Source organism: Methylotenera versatilis 7 (assembly GCF_000799165.1).
Taxonomy (GTDB): domain Bacteria; phylum Pseudomonadota; class Gammaproteobacteria; order Burkholderiales; family Methylophilaceae; genus Methylotenera_A; species Methylotenera_A versatilis_A.
Map to the genome: position 1 here is coordinate 119,399 of NZ_JUGF01000001.1, position 23,536 is coordinate 142,934.

A 23,536-nucleotide genomic window follows, 5' to 3' on the forward strand; every position below is an offset into this window, starting at 1 on the left:
TCGGTTAAAACATTCACTTTAAATAGTTGAGCAATATAAAAATATGAGCCTTAGACGCGCTACAGATACAAAAATAAGTTACTTGGATTTTGAGCAATCCATTGCTGAACTTCAACAACGCATTGAAGCATTGCAGATATCGCATGATGAGCATGATGGATTGGATATTTCTAAAGAGTTAGACCAGCTAGAGAAAAAACAAAAAAAACTGCTGCAAGAAACCTATCAGAATTTAAGTGCGTGGCAGATTTCGCAAGTTGCGCGCCATTCACAACGACCTTACACGCTGGACTATATTCGTGAGTTATTTACTGATTTTGAAGAGCTTCATGGTGATCGCGCTTATGCGGATGATCCGGCAATTGTCGGTGGTTTAGGACGATTTGAAGGTGTTCCAGTCGTTGTAATTGGACATCAAAAAGGCCGTGATGTAAAAGAGCGGCAATATCGGAATTTTGGTATGCCGCGCCCTGAGGGTTATCGCAAAGCCTTGCGTTTGTATCGCATGGCAGAAAAATTTAATCTGCCGATTATTACCTTGATTGATACGCCAGGCGCTTACCCTGGCATCGGTGCGGAAGAGCGCGGACAGAGTGAGGCGATTGCTAAAAATCTATATGTAATGGCCGAGCTTAAAACACCGATTATTGGCGTGATTATTGGTGAAGGCGGTTCTGGTGGTGCATTGGCGCTAGGTGTGGTCGATCACCTTTTGATGTTGCAATATGCAACTTATTCCGTTATCTCACCTGAAGGCTGTGCATCGATTTTATGGAAAAGCGCTAGCAAAGCGCCAGAGGCAGCAGAAACACTGGCAATTACTGCAGACCGTCTAAAGGCACTCGGTTTGGTTGATACGATCGTGAGTGAGCCATTAGGTGGTGCGCATCGTGACATTTCATTAATGATGCAGACGCTACGTAAACTGCTTAAAGATCAATTGGTTGCGTTGCAGAAAAAAGATACCGAGCAGCTATTAACGGCACGTTATGCCCGCTTGATGAGTTATGGAAAATTCAAAGAAACAACGCCAAAATAAAAAAATAAATGAGCGCGATAGTTCGCTATCGCAGCAAGTCAGTTCTTTTTTAAGCGATGTTTTCTCTGTACAAAATTCTGAACAGACTTCTTCTGTTCAACCCGTATTAACAATTGCATTTAGTGGTGGGCTGGATTCATGTGTGTTATTGCATGTTTTAGCCGGCCTTAGACAAAGTGTGGGGTTTCTATTAACTGCCCATCATGTGCATCATGGCCTCAGTATTCACGCAGACGCATGGGCAGATTTTTGCCAAACAAGATGTAAGCAGCTCAATATTCCACTCATTATTTCAACAGTCAATGTCGACTCTAATAGCTGTCTGGGTGTTGAGGCGGCAGCCAGAAAAGCCCGTTATGCGGCACTGATGAACCAAAATACAGGCTTTGTCTGTACAGCACACCATCAAGATGACCAAGCTGAAACCCTACTTTTACAGCTTGCGCGTGGGGCAGGTGTGAAAGGCTTGGCGGCCATGGCGCCAATGGATGCAAAAAGAAAATTATTGCGTCCATTATTGAATACATCCAGAACCACCTTAGAGCGTTATGCCAAACAATATCAATTGGCTTGGGTGGACGATGAGAGTAACTTGAATCAGCAGTTTGATCGTAACTTTATGCGACATTCGATTTTGCCGATTTTCATGCGGCAGTATCCCAGCATCAAACAAAACTTAGCACGCACCGCTGCACATCTAGCTGAAGCGAATCATTTACTGGATGAATTGGCAGAGCAAGATGCAAAAGCTTGTTTTAACGATGATTTGACTATTAACACGCTATTATTGCCTCCATTAATCGGGTTGAGTCAGTCTAGAGTCAATAATGTATTGCGTTGGTGGCTGGCACAGAATGATGTGCGCATGCCGAGCACCAGTCAATTGCAGCAGATCACGCAGCAATTATTCAATGCTAAATCTGATGCGGCAATTAAAATAAAGGTGACTCAAGAAAATTTTAGCGACGATGATGAAAGCTCGCCTGAGTTAATGCTCAGGCGCTATCGACATTGTGCGTATTTGGTCGCAGAATCAACTGCCAATGCGCCTATAGATGCTGTATGGAAAAATGAACAAGTCGTACATTTACCTAACCAAAGCTATTTAAGTTTTAGCCAAAAGTTGGGTGAAGGTATTGCGATTAAGCATTTAAATAACAAGCAGTTACTCATTAAAAATCGAGTCGGTGGTGAGCGGTTTAAGCCGGATTTAAACCGACCTAGCCGCAGCTTAAAAGTAGCCCTGCAAACCTCAAGCGTACCGCCATGGCAACGCGCACAATTGCCACTTATTTATCTGGAAGATACCTTGGCTATTATTCCGGATATTGGCGTTGATGCCCATTTAAAAGCAGCCGCAGATGAAATGGGCTTGCTGGTGAGTTGGCATGCAGAATAATAAGAGAATGCCGATAGTTTGATTTAATTAACTGAGACTACTTAACTATTTGTTACTTAATAAGCTTTCTCAGTTGCGACCAAACGTTTTCTAATAGTTTGTCTTGTGCAATTGCCTTGGGATGCAAGCCATCATCTAAGATCAGGCTCGGATTGCCTGCAACACCCTCTAGAAAAAATGGCACCAAAACTAAGCCATGTTTTTGCGCCAAATTAGCATAGGTTTCGCTGAATTGCTGGGTATATTGAATGCCATAATTTGGCGGTATTCTCATGCCAAGTAGTAGCACTTTGGCTTTGGTGGCTTTTGCTTGGGTAATCATGCCATCCAAATTACTTTGCATTTCGCGTACGCTTAAACCGCGCAAGCCATCATTTGCGCCTAGTTCAATAATGACAATATTGGGCTTATGCGTCGTGAGCATCGTTTTAAAACGCCCCAAGCCGCCGCTGGTGGTCTCACCGCTAATGCTGGCATTCACCACTTTATAGTCAAGCTTTTGCTGATTAAGCTTGTTTTCCAGCAGTTTGACCCAACCTTCATTCTGCTGAATGCCATAAGCCGCAGACAAACTGTCACCAAAAATGACAATAGTTTGTGTTGCCTGCGCGGAAGTTGCAACCAAACTCATTACCGCTAGACTAATACCAAGACTTAAGCTTAACTTTCTAAAGTACAGTTTGGAAATTTTCAGGTTTAGAACTTTAAAACTGGATTTTTTAAATGCAGACACATACAGCAAAAATCCTAATAAACGAGAGCACATACATGTTACTTTCTAATGAGCACAGCCCAATTAATGTCAATCAACCATCAACGCATCATCATACGATAACGGCTACTCCAGCTATTCTAGCGACAAATCTATGCAAAAGCGTGGGTGAAGAGCCAAATAAAATTAGCATCCTCTCTGAGTTGCAACTAAAAGTGGCTGCTGGTGAGAGTGTGGCTATTGTTGGTAGTTCAGGTTCAGGTAAATCCACTTTACTTGGCCTGCTGGCAGGATTAGATCAGCCAAGTAGTGGTAGCGTTAGCGTTAAAGGCGCAGCGTTCAGTGGTTTAGATGAGGATGCACGTGCCGCAATACGCGGTAAAAATATGGGGTTTGTGTTTCAGTCATTTCAACTATTGCCTACGATGACTGCACTGGAAAATGTCATGCTGCCGATGCAGTTGGCGAATCAAGCAAATGCGAAGCAAGTGGCGCTGGCGACGTTGGAAAAAGTCGGTTTAAGCGCACGTGTCAGTCATTATCCCAAGCAGCTTTCAGGCGGTGAGCAGCAGCGTGTAGCCATTGCGCGCGCATTTGCCTCGCAGCCCGCCATTTTATTTGCAGATGAGCCAACTGGTAATTTAGATTTAGCTACAGGTGAGCGCATCATTGAATTGCTGTTTGATTTAAATCATGCAGCAGGCACTACACTTATTTTAGTCACACATGACATGAAATTAGCCAAGCGTTGCCAACGCTCATTAACATTGAATAATGGTCAGTTGAGCGAGTCATTATGATGGTAAAACTGGCTTGGCAGCAATTGTTTTCACAGTGGAAATCGGGTGATTTACGCGTCATGCTATTGGCCTTGGTATTGGCAGTCACTTCAATTACAGCGGTTAATTTCTTTATTAATCGCATCGCGCTGCATCTTAACGCACAAGGCGGTTTGCTGTTAGGTGGCGATTTAGTCGTTATTTCCGATCATGCAATTCCGCAGTCCTATCATCAATTAGCCAAGCAATATGGCTTGCAAAGCACGACTACACTTGAGTTCCCTAGCATGGTGATTCAAGGTGACCGCAACCAGCTGGCAGAAATAAAAGCCTTGTCTGATGGTTTCCCGTTGAGAGGAGATTTTGGCGTACAGCTAAGCAATAACCAATTGCCAACCAGTGTACAAACTACGCCCAAAAAAGGTGAAGTGTGGGTTGAGGCGCGTCTGGTGAATGCGTTGAAAATAGGCATTGGCGATGAGATTGAATTGGGTGCAGCGCGCTTCAAAGTCGCAGGTATTTTAGCGCGTGAACCATCGCGCGGCGGCGATATGTTTAGCTTCGCGCCGCGCTTAATGATGCACGCAGACGATATTGCCGCAACACAATTGGTGCAGTTTGGTAGCCGGGTTAAATATCAGTTATTGGTCGCAGGCGCATCCGACAAGGTTGCGCAGTTTTCCAATGATTTAGCTACAAAATTGCAACGTGGTGAACGTATTGAAGACGTTAAAACCGCGCGGCCAGAGATTAAAAGCGCATTGGATAAAGCAGAAACTTTCTTAAGCTTAAGTGCATTTGCCAGCGTGATTTTATCCATCGTCGCCATGTTGCTGGCGAGCATTCCTTTTATCGCGCGCTGCACCGACACCGCCGCTTTGATGCGTTGTTTTGGCGCGAGTAAAGCCAGCATACAAAAGCTCATGTTGTTGCAAAGTACGTTTTTGGCGCTGATTGGCGGACTGTTAGGTTGTTTGCTGGGTTATATTTTGCAGTACGGTTTAGCTTATATTGCGGGCAGATTGTTTTTGGAAGCGTTGCCAGCACCAGACTTTACACCAATATTCATGGGCTTAGCATTGGCGTTTGCAATTCTGTTCAGCATTATGCTGCCACATATTCAAGCTTTAAAAAATGTGCCGATTATGCGTATTTTGCGACATGATTTTGCAGAACAGTCTGTCTCGGTTTGGCTGAAATATGCACCGATTGCGATTGTGGTTGTTTTATTCATGTTCGTGCTGGCCAAAACGCTGCAATTGGCCTTGGTGTTTTTAGCAGGTATCTTGGGTATTTGTTTAGTGGCAGGTTTGCTGGCCTATGGCTTGGCAAAAATGCTTAAAAAGATCAGCCAGCAAGCCACAGATTATTCAAACCAACATTACGCGATCAGTCTTGGGTTCGCCAATTTAAACAGACGCTTAGGTTTATCAATCGCGCAGATTATTGGCTTTAGTTTAGGCGCGATGGTGTTGATGCTATTGATGATGATTAAAACCGATTTAATGCAATCATGGCAGGCTTCGCTGCCAATTGATGCGCCGAATCGTTTTATTATTAATATTCAGCCAGATCAGGTTGCATCAACAGAAACTTTTCTTCATGGCGTTGGAGTTGTCGCGCCACAGGTATTTCCAATGATTCGCGGCAGGTTAATGGCGATTAACAATCAGGCGGTTGACCCAAATTCATTTACTGAAGAGCGCGCTAAACGTCTTGCTTCGCGCGAGTTTAATTTATCCAGCGCCGCACAAATGCAAACGGATAATAAGCTGCTACAAGGCCGCTGGTGGCAACCGAATGAAGCTGGAAAACCGCTTTTATCCTTAGAGCAAGATATTGCGACAGCGCTGAATATTAAGCTTGGTGATACGTTAACTTATGACATCGCAGGCAGCAAAATCACGCTGACAGTGACCAGTATCCGTAAAGTGGAATGGGATAGCATGCGCGCTAACTTTTTTGCGGTGACACCAGTCGATACGCTTAAAAACTACCCAACCAGTTATATGACAGCGTTTTATCTACCCAAAGACCAAGATAACGCATTGAATCAGTTAGTGCAAAAATTCCCTAATTTTACGGTGATTGATGTTGCCAATTTAATGAACCAAGTACGCGATATCATGAATAAGTTAGCACTTGCGATTGGTTTTGTTTTTATGTTTTGCTTAGTGGCAGGTTTAGTGGTTTTATATGCTGCGTTGATTGCTACGTTAGATGCGCGTTTGCGAGAGTCGGCATTGCTACGTGTATTAGGCGCATCGCGCGCGCAAACTACCATTGCAACGCTCACCGAGTTTGCCAGTATCGGCACGGTGGCAGCAACTGTCGCAATTATGATGGCCACTGGACTCAGTTACTATTTAAGTAGTTTCGTACTGGATATTCCTTATCAATTTAATATTAGTTTAGCTTTAAGTGTATTTCTGCTGACTTTTGTATTGATTCCTTTTGCTGCATGGCTTGTTATCCGCAGGTATTTGAATATACCGCCTAAGCAATTACTCAATAGCATTTGAGTTGGTTGTATACAACCATATTGGTGGTTGTATACAACCAATAAACCAATTTATAATAGCTGTTTTTCACGGCGATAAAATTTAGCCATTGATTTAATTGAAGTTTTTATAACTGTTGATTCTGGAACGCGTCTTGCATAGTTATGCCAGTTGTATATTTAAATCTAGGGAGTCAACATGCAAGCAACACTTAAATCTAAAATAAAATTACAAAGTAAACCAAAATTAACCCTCATTTCTGTCATGATTTCCTGTGCTTTGCCACAATTGGCGCAAGCAGAAGAGATGGCGCGTACAAGCGCTGAGAAAATTGAAGTGATTTCTACTACGCCATTACCAGGGATTGGGTTGCCACTTCATAAAGTGCCAGCCAATATTCAAGTGGCTGTACCTCAAGATGTGAATAATCAAACAGGCGTTTCGATTGCCGATTACATGAATAACAATATGCAAGGTGTTTCCGTTACCGAAATGGGCGGCAATCCTTGGCAGCCTGAAATTAACTTCCGTGGCTACTCTTCATCACCGTTATTAGGCAATGCACAAGGTCTTTCTACTTATATCGATGGTGTGCGTGTCAATGAACCGTTTGGCGATGTGACGCTCTGGGACAAGATTCCTAGTTTTGCTATCGGCAATATGCAAATGATTCCTGGATCCAATCCATTGTTTGGTTTAAATACTTTAGGTGGCGCTATTGCTATTCAGACCAAGAATGGTCGTGATAATCAAGGCGCTGCAGTTGAATACGAGGCTGGCTCATGGGGTCGTCAACGTGCGTTAATTGAATACGGTGGCGTTTCAGAAGATGGTTCCGTTGACTACATGTTTGGCTATCAACATACTACCGAAAATGGTTGGAGAGATTATTCACCATCGCATGTGAATCAGCTATTTGGTAAAACAGGCTGGCAAAATGAATCTACCAAGTTAGACCTTACCTATATTGGTACAGATAATAATTTAATTGGTAATGGCTTTACACCTGAAATTCTGTTGCATGGCAAGCGTGACCAGATTCACACACGCCCAGACTTTACTAATAACTATTCTCACTTTTTAGCGCTAAATGGTTCACATTTCTTTAATGAAGATACGATGTTCTCAGGTAATGTGTACTATAAAAAATCAAACCGTCACACTAAAAATGGTGATGCGTGGGAAGGTGACAATGAAGATGGAGACCTGGAAGCGCTATATCCTGGCTATGCTGGGGAATTCGACGATGAAGAATATCTTGGTGCTGTCATGAACACGACCAAGACCACTCAAGACACATACGGTTTAACTGGTCAGTTTGCTTTTGATCAGGATTGGATGGGTAAAAAGAATCAGTTTATCGTTGGCGCAGGTTACGACTATACACTCATGCGATTCAAACAGTCAGAGCACGTCAATGTGGCTGGTGAAGAGGATGACGTGTTTGATGATGGATTAGGCGAAAATGTATGGACACCGTCAAGAAAACCAATTATGAGCGGCCCTGAATTTGAAGATGGCGCAGGCTTGCTTCCCAAACGCCAAACTGTTGGTTTAACCGGTAAACAATACACTGCTCGTCTCTTTGCAACAGACACATTATCGTTAAACGATCAATGGCATTTGAATGCAGGCGCAAGCTGGAATTTCACACGTATTGATAATTCAGACACATTACGCGGCGATGATGGTGATTTATCGCTTACTGCTAAAGATAGTTACACACGCCTAAATCCAACAATCGGTCTAACACATACGCCAAGTGAAAGTTTGACTTTCTATACCTCTTATAGTGAATCAAGCCGTGCACCAACAGCAATTGAGCTAGGTTGCTCTAATCCAGCCAATCCATGTCTATTGCCGGCTGCGATGGCAGATGACCCTCCACTGAACCAAGTGGTTGCTAAAACCTATGAATTTGGTGGACGTGGCAAGTTAACTGATTCTATCAACTGGAATGCTGGCATTTACCATGCCGTGAATCACGACGACATTCAGTTCACTGCATCAAATCAACTATCCGGTGCAGGTTACTACAGAAACATTGGCAGAACTAAACGTCAAGGTCTGGATTTTGGTTTGAACGGTAATTTAGAAAAATTCAAATGGGGTGCGTCATATAGTTATGTAAGAGCCACTTATGACACAGAGGTTGAATTTGCTAATGAGTCAAACTCATCTCACGATGATGGTATTTATACTGCGACTAAAGGTGATTATTTACCATCTATTCCTAAACACCAGATCAAACTGCGTGGCCAATATGCAGTCACCCCTGCATGGACAGTCGGTGCGAACGTCATTGGTTATTCAAGCCAGTATGTGTGGGGGAATGAAAACAACAAACACAAGGCAAACTCTGCTAATTGTGATGGTGGTGAAGACTGCGCAACCGGTAAAGGCAAAATTAGCGGTTACTTTGTTGTGAACCTGGATACCCAATACAACATTGGTAATGGCTGGAAAGCATTTGCAAAAGCCACTAATATTTTTGACAAAAACTATTACATCAGTGGTCGTTTAGCTGAAACCGCATTTAACTCTGCCGGCGTATTTGGTGAAGAGGCCAGAATGTTAGGTTTGTTGCCTGGTGCTCCACGTGCTGCTTGGTTGGGCTTGCGCTATGAGTTTGCTGCACCAAAAAAATAGCCAGAGTCATTTAATGATTAACGCAGGAGTTTAATTGCTCGCACAACACACTCAATCAAAACCCGCCCATGCAGATTCTGGGCGTGCAGAACAGTCAACGCACTTCAACCAATCTAAAAAAATATTGATTGTAGAAGATGAGGTGCTGTTTGCACGCGCGGTGCAAAAGCGTTTGCAAAAAGCGGGTTTTGAGTGTGAGCATGTTGAAAATTTAGCCGATGCGCGTGCGATCATTAAGCAGTTCAACGCAGATCTAGTCTTGCTGGATATGCGTTTGCCGGATGGTAATGGTTTAGATTTATTGAGTGAGTTCGTTGCAAAAAGTATGACGACGATCGTCATGACAGCATATGGCGAAGTTAGCGATGCCGTAACTGCAATGAAGTTAGGCGCAAATGATTACTTAAAAAAACCAATTGATTTAGAAGAGTTATTATTAGTTGTTCAAAAAAACGAAAAAACCTCAGCGCTTCAAACCAGCTTGGATTATGCGCGGCAACGCAATGCACATTCTAGCGACGGTATTGCATTAATTGGTGATAGCCCCGCCACCCAAAGTATTCATATGCAAATTGCGCGTATTGCACAGTTGGGGCATTTGACTGATTCTGTCGCGCCAACGGTTTTAATTACAGGTGAAACCGGTACAGGGAAAGATGTTGCAGCCCGATTACTGCATGCCTCTGGAACCAATAGTGAAAAGCCTTTTGTACATGTTGACTGTGCTTCTTTGCCAAACGAATTAATTGAAAGTGAGCTATTCGGCCACGAAAAAGGTGCATTTACCAATGCGATTACTTCAAGACCTGGTTTGATTGAGGCAGCAGAAGACGGCACGCTGTTTTTGGATGAAATTGGCGAGTTGCCGTTAGCATTGCAAGCGAAGTTATTAAGTGTGCTGGAACGTCGCCGCGTAAGGCGATTGGGTTCAACTAAAGAACGTATCGTACCAGCGCGTATTATTGCGGCAACCAACCGCAATTTGCATGAGATGTCGCAAAATGGGCGTTTCCGCTCAGATTTATACTATCGCTTAAATGTGATGACGATATCACTTGCGCCTTTGCGTGAGCGCGGTAACGATATATTGCAGTTAGCAAAACATTTTATGCAGTTAACTGAAAAGCGCTACGGATTAGCGAAACATCAGTTTAGCCAGTCGGCAATCGATGCGATGCAGCTTTACAATTGGCCTGGCAATGTGCGTGAGTTACGTCACCAAATTAGCCGCGCCGTATTATTAAGCAGCCAAGCCCAAATTACGGCTAATGATTTAAATTTGCTCGACAGTAAAAATAAAGCTGGTAATGAGCATCATCAACAATCCCAATTAACCTTAGATGCAACTGAAAAAAGTATGTTACTGAAGGCTTTAGAGGCTGCACATAACAATGTATCTGAGGCTGCACGCCAATTAGGCATTACTCGTATGACTATGCGCTATCGCATGGATAAGCATGGCATTAGCTTTTAAAGCTAATCAATTTATCTAGTTAACAATCTTATATTAAGTTTCTGCGCTTTAGTCAGCTACTTATAGCCAGTCTCTAGACGTACGATTTCTGCATCCCCGCGTGGTATTATTCTAGTCATTTCCAATACTCAAAAATCAGATACAGCGCATGGGCAAAATTTTATGAAACTAGGCACTCCTCTTACCGCTTCGGCGACCAAAGTCATGTTGCTGGGTAGCGGCGAACTTGGCAAAGAAGTGATTATTGCACTGCAACGCTTTGGGGTAGAAGTGATTGCAGTTGACCGCTATGCCAACGCACCAGGCCACCAAGTAGCACATCGCGCGCATACAATCGATATGACAGATGCTGTCGCACTTAAGGCATTAATCAAGCAGGAAAATCCTCATTTTATTGTGCCGGAAATCGAAGCATTGAATACCGACGTACTGGCCGACGTTGAGAGCGAAGGATTGGCAACGGTCATTCCTACGGTTAGAGCTGTACAGCTCACCATGAATCGCGAGGGAATACGGCGTTTGGCGGCAGAAGAGTTGCAGTTACCGGTTTCACCTTATGCTTTTGCACGAAGCGAAGCCGAATTGCAAGCCGCCATTGACGGGGATGTGCATGCAGGTAAAGCGGGTATTGGTTATCCGTGCTTTATTAAGCCAACCATGTCTTCCAGCGGGAAAGGTCAATCGCGCATTACACAAGCCAGTGAAGTAAAAGCTGCATGGGATTATGCCGCAACGGGTGGGCGCGTCAATCAAGGTGTCGTGATTGTAGAAGGCCAAATTGATTTTGATTATGAAATTACCTTATTAACAGTGCGTGCAAAAAATGCAGCAGGTGAAACACAGACTTATTTTTGTGAGCCGATAGGACATCTGCAAAAAAACGGTGATTACGTTGAAAGCTGGCAGCCACAAAAAATGACAGCCAATGCGCTTAAAGCCGCGCAGCATGTTGCTAAAACCATTACCGATAGTTTGGGTGGGCTTGGCTTATTTGGCGTAGAACTGTTCGTTAAAAACGATCAGGTTTGGTTCAGCGAAGTGAGTCCGCGCCCACATGACACAGGTATGGTGACGATGTGTTCGCAGCGACTAAGTGAGTTTGAATTGCACGCACGTGCTATTTTGGGCTTGCCTGTTGATGTGAGCATGAAAGAAGCGGGCGCTAGCGCAGTCATTTATGGTGCAGTGGAAAGTAACAATCTTCAATATGATGGTCTGCAAGCTGCTTTAAATGTGCCTGGTAGTGATGTGCGCTTGTTTGGCAAGCCAGAGTCATTTGCGCGTCGCCGCATGGGAGTTGCTCTGGCAACTGGTAAAGATACTGACGAAGCGAGAGCACGCGCTAAATTGGCAGCGAGCTTGGTGAAACCAAGCGCTGCATCGCATTAAGTAACGGAAAGTTAAGTAACGAATGTTAGACAAGATACAAGAAGCAGGCAGTAGTAAGTCCACCTTTTATACCTTGCTCGGTGGCGAGCAAGGTGGTACTGCTGCGATTCGCCTGTTGGTAGAAACATTTTATGACATTATGGATAGCGACCCGAAAGCCGCGCCAATTCGTGCCATGCATTCGGCTGATTTAACGGCCGCGCGTGAGAAGCTTTTTATGTTTTTAACAGGCTGGACGGGCGGCCCGCAGTTGTACATAGAGCGTTATGGAAATCCATTTTTGCGGCGTAGACATTTGCCTTTTAGCATCGGTGAAAGTGAACGTGACCAATGGATGTACTGCATGATAAAAGCCATGCAAACCTTGAAAATGGATGAGGTGTTAATGCAGAAATTGGCCGAGCAATTATATGGTGTAGCGGATTTCATGCGTAATCGCGAGGCAGAATAAACAGAATTATTGAAGCAGCCTAATTCTGGTCATTATTGCGGTAACCTACAGAAAAACTGAGAGTTAACTCATTTTAAAAACATAAACTGTCGTAATAAAATAACGGCTCACGTCTGTTATTGCTCAAACTCAACAAGTTACAGCCCACCAGACATCTCACACAAATTTCTCAATCATTGGTCAGACACGCTTAATTAGAAGCAGCAGGATCAATTATATTCCGCCAGATTTCATTATTTTAGATATACAATTACTTGTATATTAACGAGTTAGACGTATCGTGTAGGAAAGAGCGTGCCCATGTAACCGTCAGGCGGCCATGAAAATTATTAGCGATGGCTGTTTGTTATATTAAAAAAATCAATTGATCCGATGTTAGCGATTCAACAAGTAGAACTAAAAATAAACGACAAAACAAGATGAGGTGATTGTGAGAATTTTAGTTGTTGAAAGTGATGAGAGCTCTAGGCAGTTATTGGAAACTGAGTTGACGGCAAAAGGTTATGCCGTAGTCAGTTTTGACAATAGTTTAAGCGCGCTGCCCTATTTACAAACGCAGGCAGTTGATCTGGTTATTTCAGATAATCCCATGCCTGAAATGGATGGGTATGGCTTGTGTCGAGCCATTAAACAAGACCAGAACCTTAAGCATATTCCCATTGTTTTTTATACAGCGACTTATACATCAGAACAACACAAACATTTTGCATTGTCACTTGGTGCGGCTAAATACTTGGTAAAACCCATGCTAGTGCCAGAACTAATGGATATGGTTGATGAAGTTCTACGACTCAATCAGCCAGTAGGCTCATTCAAAAGTCACGATTTAAATCATGAGGATCATCGTAAACTGGATAAACAAGGTGCAGACCTTGTACTTAGTAATTTAGATAAAAAAATCTTGGAGTTGAGTGAAGAGCGAGAAAAGCTTATCGCAAGTGAGGCGCGATTTAGAGATTTTGCGGAAGCTTCTGCAGACTGGTTTTGGGAATCCGATGAGGATTTAAAAATAATTGCAGTAACGGGTGGACCTCAAGGGTTGAGCTTTAACAGTTTGACCGATTTGGCAGAGGCTTGCCATAGTCACAGTTCTAACGAAATGCTAAAAACCTTGCAATCACATAAAAGCTTTGCGGATTATGTCGTGCACTGTACCGATGAAATGGGCAAGTTAGTTTATTTACGCATTTCCGGTAAGCCTGTATTTGCGAAAGATGGCAATTTTATTGGCTACCGTGGTGTTGGGCGAGATGTGAGCGAAGCGATTGCCTTAAATCGCAAAGTGGAGTTTTTAGCCTCGCATGATGAATTAACTGGCTTACCCAACCGTAGCATGTTCAGGCAGCGATTAGAGCATGCGGTAACAAAAGCTGCGCGCGAAGGTAATCAGGTTCTACTGTTATTTTTTGATTTAGATCATTTTAAAACCGTCAATGATACGCTCGGCCATGAAGTGGGTGACCAATTGCTAATGCTGGCAACCAAGCGTATTACAGAGCGTGTGCGCGCAACCGATGTGCTGTGTCGATTGGGCGGTGATGAGTTTGTCATGATTATGGAAGGCGCATCACCGCAGGATGGACATCGTTTGGTGCGCGATATCATTGCTGCATTTGCAACACCGTTTGAGATTCAACAACAAAAAGTACAATGCACAGTAAGTATTGGTGTGAGTGTTTATCCGGATGATACGACTGATGCGCAAACGCTTTTGGTCTATGCTGATTTAGCCATGTATCGCGCCAAACAAAATGGGCGTAATGATTTCGAGTTCTATACCAGTAATCTGAATTTTATTGCGCATCAATGGTTGGAAATGGAGCATGGTATCCGCCATGCGCTAATCGCCAGTCAGCTGTTTATTATGTACCAGCCGCAATTAGAAAATACGCACAATCAGTTAATTGGCATTGAAGCATTAATCCGCTGGCGTCATCCTGAGCGGGGTCTGATTCCACCATTAGAATTCATTAAAATCGCAGAACAATCTTCATTGATTAATCTGATCGGTGAATGGGTGTTAGAAGCGACTTGCAAGCAATTGCGTATATGGCTAGATAAGAAATATAAAGTGCCGCGCGTATCGATGAATATTTCAGTCCGCCACTTACGTTCAGATAGTTTAATCAAAACATTGAGTACCATCCCGGTTAAATACAATATCGCCCCGGCGATGTTGTGCATTGAAATAACTGAATATGCTTTGCTGGAAGAAGTGGATGCCGTTAAAAATAATATTCGCTTAATCAAGGATTTGGGTTTTAATATTTCGCTAGATGATTTTGGTATGGGGCATTCATCGCTTTTATCGCTAAAACGCTGGGCCGTGGATGAAGTGAAAATAGACCGTTCATTTGTTGAGGACTTGGTCAATCGTGAAGAAGACCGTGTCATTGTTAAAGCGATTATTGCGCTGGGCGATGCACTGGGTTTGGATCTGATAGCAGAGGGCGTAGAGAACCAGGAGCAAGCTGATATTCTCATTGCAAGTGGATGTAAAAAAGTACAAGGCTATTTTTATTCGCCACCATTAGAGCCAAAGGAAATGGAAACTTGGCTTAAAAAGTAGTAATGAAATCAGTTTGAAAACTACTTTGAAAATTGATATAAAAAAACAGTTAAGCTTTTAGGCTTAACTGTTTAATTTAGCTATTTTTTAAACATGGCTATTTTTGAATTGCTCTATTACTGAGCTTTAGCCCACCTAATAAAGCGGCCACAGGTGCTTTGTGCAACCTGGCTTGAATCGGCGCAGTGCTGTTATTTGCCTGGTGAACTGTCGGTTCATACGGTTTATCAAACCAAGGGTCTTTTGAAGGTTTACGCGTGTGTTGGCGTGGTTTAGCATGGCGGTTAGATGCAACGGTATCGTTATCTTGTTGCGGTAAATGATCAGTTGTTCTTTTGCCATTTGTTGCGCTGGATTGATGCGTTGTTTTCACAAGGATTTTTGGGTCAACTTGTACTTTTTCAACGCTACGTTTGATCAGCTTCTCAATATCTGCCAGATATTTTTCTTCATCTTCACTCACTAAAGAAATGGCGATACCGCTTGCACCTGCACGGCCTGTGCGGCCAATACGATGCACATAATCTTCTGGCGCACTAGGTATTTCGTAGTTAATCACCATTGGCAAATCGGTAATATCCAAGCCGCGCGCAGCAACATCGGTTGCCACGAGTGCCGTGATTTTTCCCGCTTTAAAAGCATCCAATGCTTCAATGCGTTCTTTTTGACTTTTATCGCCATGAATTGCATCAGCTGTGATGCCTTCTTTTTGCAAAGCACGACTTAATTTGCTAGCGGTGATTTTAGTTTTAGTGAAAATGATGACTTGTTTGCTGTCCGATTCACTTAATAAGTGAGTCAGCAATGCTTGTTTACTATTTTGTGCAACCAAATATACTTTTTGCGTCACATTGTCGTTAGTGGCGTTACTACGAGCCACTTCAATCAGTGTTGGGTTGGTTAAAAAGTCATCGGATAATTTTTTAATTTCATTTGAAAACGTCGCAGAGAACATCAAGTTTTGACGCTGTTTCGGCAATAAAGCCAAAATACGTTTTAAATCGGGCATAAAACCCATGTCCAACATTCTGTCCGCTTCATCCAGCACTAAAATCTGCACTTGCGATAGGTTTAAGGTTTTTTGCTCAACGTGATCAAGCAAGCGTCCAGGCGTTGCGACTAAAACTTCTATGCCCGTTTTTAAATGCGGAATTTGCGTCTTGATATCTACGCCGCCAAAAACCACTAAACTCTTTAGTGGTGTATGTTTGGCATAAACCTTAATACTTTCTTCTACCTGAATCGCCAATTCACGCGTTGGTGTTAGCACCAGTGCGCGTATCGGGTGTTTTGCAGGAGAAGTGCTTGTACTTGCAAAAGGCAGTAGTTTTTGCAAAATAGGCAGCGCAAAAGCCGCCGTTTTGCCGGTACCTGTCTGTGCGCCAGCCATCAAATCCAAGCCTTGCAATGCCAATGGAATTGCTTTGGCTTGGATGGGTGTCGGTGTAGTGTAGCCAGTTTCGCTCACCGCTTTTAACAGCGGTGCAGCGAGACCTAGCGCATCAAACATAATGGGTTCAATCGTTGTATCCATTTAGTTTGTTTTCTTATACAAAACTACGTGGGCGACGTGGTGCAGAATCACCGCCGTTACGTGCCGGACGGTCACCTGTTGGGCGTTGCGGGCGTGGATTACCGAATTTTTCGCCAGTATTGTTTCTTGGCGCTACACCGCGTGGAGCATCACCGCGTGGCGTAGAGCGTGAACCTTCACTGCGATTTGGTCTGTCGCCAAAGCTGCCTTCTGGTTTACGTGCATAAGGTTTAGGCGCGCCTGTTCTATCGCCAGATTTACCGCCGAAACCTTTACTTAATTCGCGTGCGAATTGCATATCGGTATCTTTGGTATAGCTACGGCTATTACCATCTACTTCGCGTGGAGTAGATGAGCGGTTGTCGTTGCTGTTAGCAAAACGGTCGCTGTTACGCGCTGGACGCTCTGAGTTAGAAAACGCAGGCTTATCACCAAAAGCAGGACGGTCGCCAAATGAGCGAGCAGGGCGTGCGCCATCATGTGTACGCTCTTTGTTGCGGTCGTTAAAGCCGCCACTGCGTGCACCATAGGATTTTTCGCCAGCTGGTTTTTCACCCATTACGCGGTCACCAAATGTGCCTCGGTTGTCGCGTGATTGATAGCCACCACGGTCACCTGGTTTGTGTGCAGAGCGTTCGTTGCGGCCACCACGGTCGTTACCACGTCTTGCACCATCTGATTTACCAGAACCAGTGCTAAAACTGCGTTTTGGTTCGAAGCCTTCCACTACTGCTGCATCTAATTTTTGACCTGTGTACTGCTCGATTTTGCGCAATAAATGGCGATCCATATTCGATGCAAATGAAATCGCGATACCTTTATTGTTTGCACGGCCAGTACGACCAATGCGGTGTACGTAATCTTCAGCGAATTTTGGCAGGTCGTAGTTGATTACATGGCTAATGCCTTGCACATCAATACCGCGTGCTGCAACATCAGTTGCTACTAAAACTTTTACATCACCCTGGCGTAATTTAGTCAAAGTACGGTTACGCGCACCTTGTGTCATATCGCCGTGTAAAGCAGCTGTTTTATGGCCAGCTGCATATAAGTCTTCTGCTAATACATCTGCATGGCGTTTAGTGCTGGTGAAGATAATGGCTTGGTTCACGTCTGGTGCAATCAACAAGTGCTCAAGCAGTTTGTTTTTGTGCGTCATGTCGTCTACAAAGTGTAAACGTTGCTCAATATTGGCGTGTTTTTCTTTTTGACCAGCAACTTGCAACGTGATTGGGTTGGTTAAGAACTGTTTGCCAATATGCATAATGCCATCTAATGTGGCTGAAAATAACAATGTTTGGCGCTCTTTAGGTAATGCTTCGCAAATGCGTTCTACGTCTGGCATAAAACCCATGTCCAACATGCGGTCGGCTTCGTCCAGTACTAACATTTGCAGACGGCTTAAATCGATACGGCCGCGTTCCATATGGTCAATAAAACGGCCGGGTGTAGCGACTAGAATATCTAATGGCTGTGAAAGTAATTTGTTTTGCAATGGGTAAGGCATACCACCCACGATACTCACGGTACGGGCACGGATGTATTTACCGTATTTACGCGCAGCTTCGTTAACTTGTGCAGCTAATTCGCGTGTTGGAGTTAATACTAAAATACGTGGGCCACGGCTGTTAAGCGCGTGTGGTGTAGCTAATAAGTTTAATGCGGGCAATGTAAATGCCGCTGTTTTACCAGTACCTGTTTGCGCAGAAGCCATAATGTCACGGCCTTCTAAGGCTGGGGGAATCGCTTGTGCTTGTACAGCTGTTGGAGTGTCGTAACCTGCTTCAAGCACGGCACGTAAAATGGTTGGGTGTAGATTTAATGAATCAAAAGACAAAATGATGTCCCTTTCTAATAAGTACAAAAAGGGCGCAAGCAATCACATTAATGCTGAAGTTATTTGAAAATAACTTGCCAACATAAAACGCGTAAAGCATATATTTATTAAATTAAAATGCTTTTTACCAGCGCACGGGCATAGCCGCTAACCAGTAAAAGATAGATTGTGTGTAAATTAAATTTACAAATCTATATGATAGTTGCTTCAACATTTCACGAGCAACAATTGGGTCAGGGCAATGAGTCTAAAACTAAACTTTGTATTGCGAACTTAGCTTTAAGTTGTGCGCATTATAAGCATAAATTTTACTTTGTCAAAGGTTATTCGATTTTAATCAGCAGTTAATGGTCGTTTATGTGTTAAAATCGCGCCCTTTCAAACCAATGGCTTCATCTATGTCTACACCTAATTCTCGAAATCTGCGTAACGTCGCAATTATTGCCCACGTTGACCATGGTAAAACTACCATGGTAGATAAACTTTTACAACAGGCTGGCACGTTTTCTTCTCATCAGCAAGTCACTGAACGTGTGATGGACAGCGGCGATATCGAAAAAGAGCGTGGCATCACTATTCTGGCCAAAAATACAGCACTTAACTACGAAGGTACACATATTAACGTAGTGGATACGCCAGGCCATGCCGACTTCGGTGGTGAAGTCGAGCGTGTATTGGGTATGGTAGATGGTGTTGTGCTATTGGTTGATGCTGTAGAAGGTCCGATGCCGCAAACAAGATTCGTCACTAAAAAAGCGTTGGCGCTTGGTTTAAAGCCTATCGTCGTTATTAATAAAGTTGACCGTCCAGGTGCGCGTCCTGATTGGGTGATTAACCACACGTTTGACCTGTTTGCCAACCTTGGCGCTACAGACGAACAATTGGATTTTCCTGTAGTTTACGCATCTGCATTAAACGGCTTTGCAATGTTAGATATGAAAGCACCATCTGACAATATGCGCGCGTTATTTGAAACCATTATTAGCCATGTAGCGCCACCAGCTGGCGACAGCAACGCGCCATTGCAAATGCAAATTTCAGCATTAGATTACTCTACTTACACAGGCCGTCTTGGCGTTGGCCGTATTACTAACGGTAGAATTAAGCCTGGCCAGTCAGTTACCGTGATGAACGAAGACAAGCAAATTGCTCTTGGTAAAATCAACCAAGTATTGGGTTTCCGCGGTTTAGAGCGTGTGGCGGTAGAAGAGGCTGAAGCTGGCGATATTGTCATTATTTCTGGTTTGGATGACATTGGTATTGGCTTTACCATTTGCGACCGTGAAAATCCAAAAGGCTTGCCGCATTTAGGCGTGGACGAGCCTACTTTGACCATGGATTTTATGGTGAACACTTCACCAATAGCTGGCACCGAAGGTAAGTTTGTGACCTCGCGTCAGATTCGTGATCGTTTAACGAAAGAGTTATTGGTTAACGTGGCATTGCGTGTTGATGAAACAGAGGACGCAGATGTGTTTCGTGTTTCAGGCCGTGGTGAGTTGCATCTGACTATTTTGCTAGAGAATATGCGCCGCGAAGGTTTTGAATTGGCGGTAGGTAAGCCAAAAGTGGTGTACCGCGAAATCAATGGTGAAAAATGTGAACCGTATGAGATTTTAACGGTTGATTTAGAAGATGAACATCAAGGTGCTGCGATGGAGGAGTTAGGCCGTCGCCGTGGTGAAATGCAAAATATGGAATCTGACGGCAATGGTCGTACACGTCTCGAATATAAAATTCCAGCACGTGGCTTAATTGGCTTTCAGGGCGAGTTTTTAACCATGACACGCGGTACAGGTTTAATGGCACATATTTTTGATGAATATGCGCCAGTTAAAGCTGATATGCCAGGTCGTCGTAATGGTGTATTGATTTCTTCTGAGCATGGTGAAGCTGTAGCTTATGCACTGTGGAAATTACAAGATCGCGGCAAAATGTTTGCAGTTCCTGGCGATAAATTGTACGAAGGCATGATCATTGGTATTCACAGTCGTGATAACGATTTGATTGTGAACCCGATTAAAGGTAAACAGTTAACAAACGTTCGCTCATCTGGTACCGATGAAGCTGTGCGCTTGATTACACCAATTGCGTTGACTTTAGAGTCTGCCGTTGAGTTTATTGATGATGATGAGTTGGTTGAAATTACGCCAAAAACTATCCGTATTCGTAAACGCTATTTGTTAGAGCATGAGCGTAAACGTGCATCGAAAGAATAGTTAAGTAACTTTAGAATCATTAAAAAAGCCAGCGAAAGCTGGCTTTTTTAATGAGCGATGAATTGTTAAAAATTAATTTACTCAACACCCTGACTGGCTAAGTAATCTTCATAGTTCCCCGTAAAGTCGACAATGCCATCGGCTTTAATTTCAATAATGCGGGTGGCGATAGAGCTGACAAATTCACGATCATGGCTGACAAAAAATAGTGTGCCTTTATATTTATCCAGCGCGGTGTTTAATGCTTCAATCGACTCCATATCCATGTGGTTGGTGGGTTCATCCATTAGCATTACATTGGTTCTGCCTAGCATTAATTTGCCATATAGCATGCGGCCTTTTTCGCCGCCGGATAAGACTTTGACGGATTTTTTAGTGTCGTCTCCGCCGAATAATAAGCGTCCCAGCATGCTACGTACCACTTGGTCGTCGTCACCTGTTTGGCGGTAAAGCGTCATCCATTCAAATAAATCTTCGCCGTTTTCAAACTCGTATTCGTGGTCTTGTGCAAAATAGCCAATGGTGGCTTTTTCTGCCCACTTCACTTCGCCATGTTTAGGATGTAAGTCCTTGGCTAAGCAGCGTAAAAAGGTGGTTTTACCGATACCATTTTCACCGATAATGGCCACTTTTTCGCCCGCTTCAAACATGAGCTCAACATCATTAAACAAGATTTTATCAAAGCCATGGCTGAGTTTTTTAAGTTCAACAGCATTGCGATGCAGTTTATCGCGCTCATCATATTCAAAGCGAATAAACGGATATTGACGTGAAGAAGGTTTGAATTCCTCCACCTTGATTTTATCAATCTGTTTAGCGCGGCTGGTGGCTTGTTTGGCTTTAGAAGCATTGGCAGAGAAACGGCGCACAAAATCCTGTAAATCTGCAATCTGTTGTTTAGCCTTGGCGTTGTCTTTGGCTTGCTGATTACGGGCAGCAATACTGGCTTCCATGTAATCATCGTAATTGCCTGGATACATGGCGATTTTACCGTAATCCATATCGCAAGTATGCGTACATACCTGGTTTAAAAAGTGTCTGTCATGCGAAATAATCACCATGGTGCAATCGCGATTATTCAGCACGTTTTCTAGCCAGCGAATGGTGTTGATGTCCAGGTTGTTGGTCGGTTCATCCAGCAACAAAATATCAGGGTTAGAAAATAGTGCTTGTACCAGTAGTACGCGCAGTTTCCAGCCGGGTGCAACCGCACTCATTGGGCCATTATGTTGCTCAATCGGAATGCCAACACCCAGCAATAGTTCACCGGCGCGCGCTTCGGCTGTGTAACCGTCATATTCTGCAAATACACCTTCTAATTCGGCGGCGTGCATATAGTCGTCTTCTGTCGCTTCCAGATTGGCGTAAATAGCATCACGCTCCTGCATTGCCGCCCACATTTTCTCATGTCCCATCATCACTACGTCTAGCACACGCTGGTCTTCATAAGCAAATTGGTCTTGACGCAGAAAGGCCATACGCTCATGGCTGTCAATTGAAATATTGCCGGAAGTTGGTGTTAACTCACCCGCTAATATTTTCATATAAGTGGATTTTCCGCAGCCATTGGCGCCGATTAAACCATAGCGATTACTATCGCCAAATTTGACGGAGATGTTCTCAAACAGTGGCTTTGCGCCAAATTGCATGGTGATATTGTTACTAATTAACACAGTGATACCTTAAAAATAATTGAGAATAAATAATGAAATTTTGTTTTTAAAATGTATTGTAAATAAGTACTTCGCTTAGTTCTAACTGACCAGCACGTTGCGCAGCGGGCTTAATGGCTTTACCCACGGTGATAAACATCACCGGTGTATGGTCGGCAGGCAGGTTAATTAATTTAGCCACTGCGTCAAAATCAAAGCCGTCCATTGGACAGGTGTCATAGCCCATTTCTTTGGCCGCCAACATAATGGTTTGCGCGGCGATACCGCATGAACGCATCGCTTCATCACGCTGAACGCGCTCATTATTTTCATAATAATGCCCAATGGCCGGGAGCAAATGATCTTGTACCGCTTGCGGCGCATTAGCCCAATAGCGGCTTGGCTGTTTAGCCCACGCCTGTAAGTCGGCAGTTAATATGATGAGCAGGGATGCTTCTTCAATTTGTGCTTGATTCCAGCTCACTGCGCGAATTTGCTGACGTAAAACAGGGTCAGTCACCACTACAAAACGCCAATGCTGAATATTAAAAGCAGTAGGCGACAATATCGCGAGCGATAGCAATGACTCAATTTCCGCTTGTGTCATTTTGTGATTGGTATCGTAATGTTTAATCGAGCGGCGGGTTTGTATTGCTTCAATAACGTTCAAAATGCTTAACCCCAAATAATCAATAATACTTAAAAATACAATTTAAAAAGTGCTGTTTAAATATAGCGTATAGCGGTAATGGTTAATTCCTGGTTGCCGGCTGGCCGCAACCAAATGACCGACTCATCCAGTTTATGGCCAATTAACGCTTGGCCAAGTGGTGATGTATAGCTGATTTTGTTCGCTTTAATATTCGCTTCATCTTCACCCACAATCGTATATGTATGGCTATCACCAGCTTCGTCTTCAACCGTAACAGTTGCGCCAAATAGCACGGTTTGGTTGTCTGTATTAGATCGTGCGTCATTGGTTTGGATAATCAATGCACTTTCTAAACGTGCTGCAACATACCTTAAATCGCGATTAACCACTGCTAATTGCTGCATTGCCGTTTGGTCATCTTTTTTATTGCTTAAATCTACACGCTGTTTTTCCAGTGTTTCTGCCAGCATTTCCAGCTGTCGGTAACCATTTGTTGTGACATAGTTGGCGTGCAGGCTCACTGGCCGCTCAGGTACATCGGTACCGGCATGTTCTAAATCATCTTCTTTAACAAATCCGCGGCTCATAAAAGTTCAAGCCAAGCTTAACAATATTAGTAGGCTTGGCTTTTAGGCTTTAATTTTATATTAAAAAACGTAACCTATTGATAAATTTAAAAA

General features: G+C 43.6%; 16 protein-coding genes. 10 read left to right on the top strand and 6 right to left on the bottom strand.

Annotated features, from left to right (window positions below; genetic code table 11):
* Positions 1-43: 43 nt before the first annotated feature.
* The gene (locus tag K370_RS00455) at positions 44-1,039 is read left to right on the top strand and encodes an acetyl-CoA carboxylase carboxyltransferase subunit alpha (RefSeq protein WP_047536824.1); all 996 of its coding nucleotides are present in this window, start codon (positions 44-46) and stop codon (positions 1,037-1,039) included.
* The gene (gene tilS / locus K370_RS00460; RefSeq protein ID WP_047536827.1) at positions 1,008-2,438 is read left to right on the top strand and encodes a tRNA lysidine(34) synthetase TilS; all 1,431 of its coding nucleotides are present in this window, start codon (positions 1,008-1,010) and stop codon (positions 2,436-2,438) included. The genes K370_RS00455 and tilS overlap by 32 nt, the downstream gene beginning before the upstream one ends.
* Before the next feature lie 52 nt (positions 2,439-2,490).
* Here tilS and K370_RS00465 read toward each other — a convergent pair whose 3' ends face one another.
* A complete protein-coding gene (locus K370_RS00465; RefSeq protein ID WP_047536830.1) occupies positions 2,491-3,204 on the bottom strand; it encodes an arylesterase in 714 nt (237 codons plus the stop codon).
* Positions 3,205-3,206: 2 nt separating this feature from the next.
* Between K370_RS00465 and K370_RS00470 the strand changes: the two genes are divergently transcribed.
* The 7 genes from K370_RS00470 to K370_RS00500 all read left to right on the top strand — a co-directional run bounded on the left by K370_RS00470 (position 3,207) and on the right by K370_RS00500 (position 14,962).
* Entirely contained in the window at positions 3,207-3,950 is a 744-nt protein-coding gene (locus K370_RS00470; protein ID WP_047536833.1) for an ABC transporter ATP-binding protein, read from the top strand.
* Positions 3,947-6,451, top strand: a complete 2,505-nt coding sequence (locus K370_RS00475; RefSeq protein ID WP_047536836.1) for an ABC transporter permease — start codon at positions 3,947-3,949, stop codon at positions 6,449-6,451. The genes K370_RS00470 and K370_RS00475 overlap by 4 nt, the downstream gene beginning before the upstream one ends.
* Positions 6,452-6,628: 177 nt before the next feature.
* The gene (locus tag K370_RS00480) at positions 6,629-9,079 is read left to right on the top strand and encodes a TonB-dependent receptor (RefSeq protein WP_047536838.1); all 2,451 of its coding nucleotides are present in this window, start codon (positions 6,629-6,631) and stop codon (positions 9,077-9,079) included.
* 34 nt (positions 9,080-9,113) lie between these two features.
* A complete protein-coding gene (locus K370_RS00485; RefSeq protein ID WP_047536841.1) occupies positions 9,114-10,553 on the top strand; it encodes a sigma-54-dependent transcriptional regulator in 1,440 nt (479 codons plus the stop codon).
* 162 nt (positions 10,554-10,715) lie between these two features.
* Positions 10,716-11,942 carry a formate-dependent phosphoribosylglycinamide formyltransferase gene (gene purT, locus K370_RS00490; RefSeq protein WP_047536844.1) on the top strand — a complete coding sequence of 409 codons (1,227 nt, stop codon included), beginning with the start codon at positions 10,716-10,718 and terminating at the stop codon, positions 11,940-11,942.
* A gap of 22 nt (positions 11,943-11,964) precedes the next feature.
* Complete coding sequence (locus tag K370_RS00495) at positions 11,965-12,393, top strand: group II truncated hemoglobin (protein ID WP_047536847.1); 429 nt, start codon at positions 11,965-11,967, stop codon at positions 12,391-12,393.
* 430 nt (positions 12,394-12,823) lie between these two features.
* On the top strand, positions 12,824-14,962 hold the full coding sequence (locus K370_RS00500; protein WP_047538638.1) for an EAL domain-containing protein: 2,139 nt from the start codon (positions 12,824-12,826) through the stop codon (positions 14,960-14,962).
* A 97-nt stretch (positions 14,963-15,059) separates the two neighbouring features.
* On the opposite strand, the gene K370_RS00505 is transcribed toward K370_RS00500, so the two are convergent.
* The gene (locus K370_RS00505; RefSeq protein ID WP_047538639.1) at positions 15,060-16,472 is read right to left on the bottom strand and encodes a DEAD/DEAH box helicase; all 1,413 of its coding nucleotides are present in this window, start codon (positions 16,470-16,472) and stop codon (positions 15,060-15,062) included.
* Between the two features lie 37 nt (positions 16,473-16,509).
* On the bottom strand, positions 16,510-18,333 hold the full coding sequence (locus K370_RS00510) for a DEAD/DEAH box helicase (protein WP_047538642.1): 1,824 nt from the start codon (positions 18,331-18,333) through the stop codon (positions 16,510-16,512).
* Positions 18,334-18,731: 398 nt separating this feature from the next.
* On the opposite strand from K370_RS00510, the gene typA reads away from it, so the two are divergent.
* Positions 18,732-20,552, top strand: a complete 1,821-nt coding sequence (gene typA / locus K370_RS00515) for a translational GTPase TypA (RefSeq protein WP_047538645.1) — start codon at positions 18,732-18,734, stop codon at positions 20,550-20,552.
* 77 nt (positions 20,553-20,629) lie between these two features.
* Here typA and K370_RS00520 read toward each other — a convergent pair whose 3' ends face one another.
* Genes K370_RS00520 through K370_RS00530 form a run of 3 tightly spaced genes read right to left on the bottom strand, consistent with a single transcriptional unit; the run spans position 20,630 to position 23,443 of the window.
* Positions 20,630-22,225, bottom strand: coding sequence for an ABC-F family ATPase (locus K370_RS00520; protein ID WP_047536850.1), 1,596 nt, complete (start codon positions 22,223-22,225; stop codon positions 20,630-20,632).
* Between the two features lie 46 nt (positions 22,226-22,271).
* Positions 22,272-22,874 carry a nitroreductase family protein gene (locus K370_RS00525; protein WP_047538654.1) on the bottom strand — a complete coding sequence of 201 codons (603 nt, stop codon included), beginning with the start codon at positions 22,872-22,874 and terminating at the stop codon, positions 22,272-22,274.
* 56 nt (positions 22,875-22,930) lie between these two features.
* Positions 22,931-23,443: a GreA/GreB family elongation factor gene (locus tag K370_RS00530; RefSeq protein WP_047536853.1), complete on the bottom strand. Its 513-nt coding sequence runs from the start codon at positions 23,441-23,443 to the stop codon at positions 22,931-22,933.
* Between the last annotated feature and the right edge of the window lie 93 nt (positions 23,444-23,536).

Excerpts from the sequence above, each read along its gene's own strand:
- K370_RS00455 (WP_047536824.1), top strand. The coding sequence starts at position 44 with ATGAGCCTTAGACGCGCTACAGATACAAAAATAAGTTACTTGGATTTT.
- tilS (WP_047536827.1), top strand. The coding sequence starts at position 1,008 with ATGGAAAATTCAAAGAAACAACGCCAAAATAAAAAAATAAATGAGCGC.
- K370_RS00465 (WP_047536830.1), bottom strand. The coding sequence starts at position 3,204 with ATGTGCTCTCGTTTATTAGGATTTTTGCTGTATGTGTCTGCATTTAAA.
- K370_RS00470 (WP_047536833.1), top strand. The coding sequence starts at position 3,207 with ATGTTACTTTCTAATGAGCACAGCCCAATTAATGTCAATCAACCATCA.
- K370_RS00475 (WP_047536836.1), top strand. The coding sequence starts at position 3,947 with ATGATGGTAAAACTGGCTTGGCAGCAATTGTTTTCACAGTGGAAATCG.
- K370_RS00480 (WP_047536838.1), top strand. The coding sequence starts at position 6,629 with ATGCAAGCAACACTTAAATCTAAAATAAAATTACAAAGTAAACCAAAA.
- purT (WP_047536844.1), top strand. The coding sequence starts at position 10,716 with ATGAAACTAGGCACTCCTCTTACCGCTTCGGCGACCAAAGTCATGTTG.
- K370_RS00495 (WP_047536847.1), top strand. The coding sequence starts at position 11,965 with ATGTTAGACAAGATACAAGAAGCAGGCAGTAGTAAGTCCACCTTTTAT.
- K370_RS00505 (WP_047538639.1), bottom strand. The coding sequence starts at position 16,472 with ATGTTTGATGCGCTAGGTCTCGCTGCACCGCTGTTAAAAGCGGTGAGC.
- typA (WP_047538645.1), top strand. The coding sequence starts at position 18,732 with ATGTCTACACCTAATTCTCGAAATCTGCGTAACGTCGCAATTATTGCC.
- K370_RS00530 (WP_047536853.1), bottom strand. The coding sequence starts at position 23,443 with ATGAGCCGCGGATTTGTTAAAGAAGATGATTTAGAACATGCCGGTACC.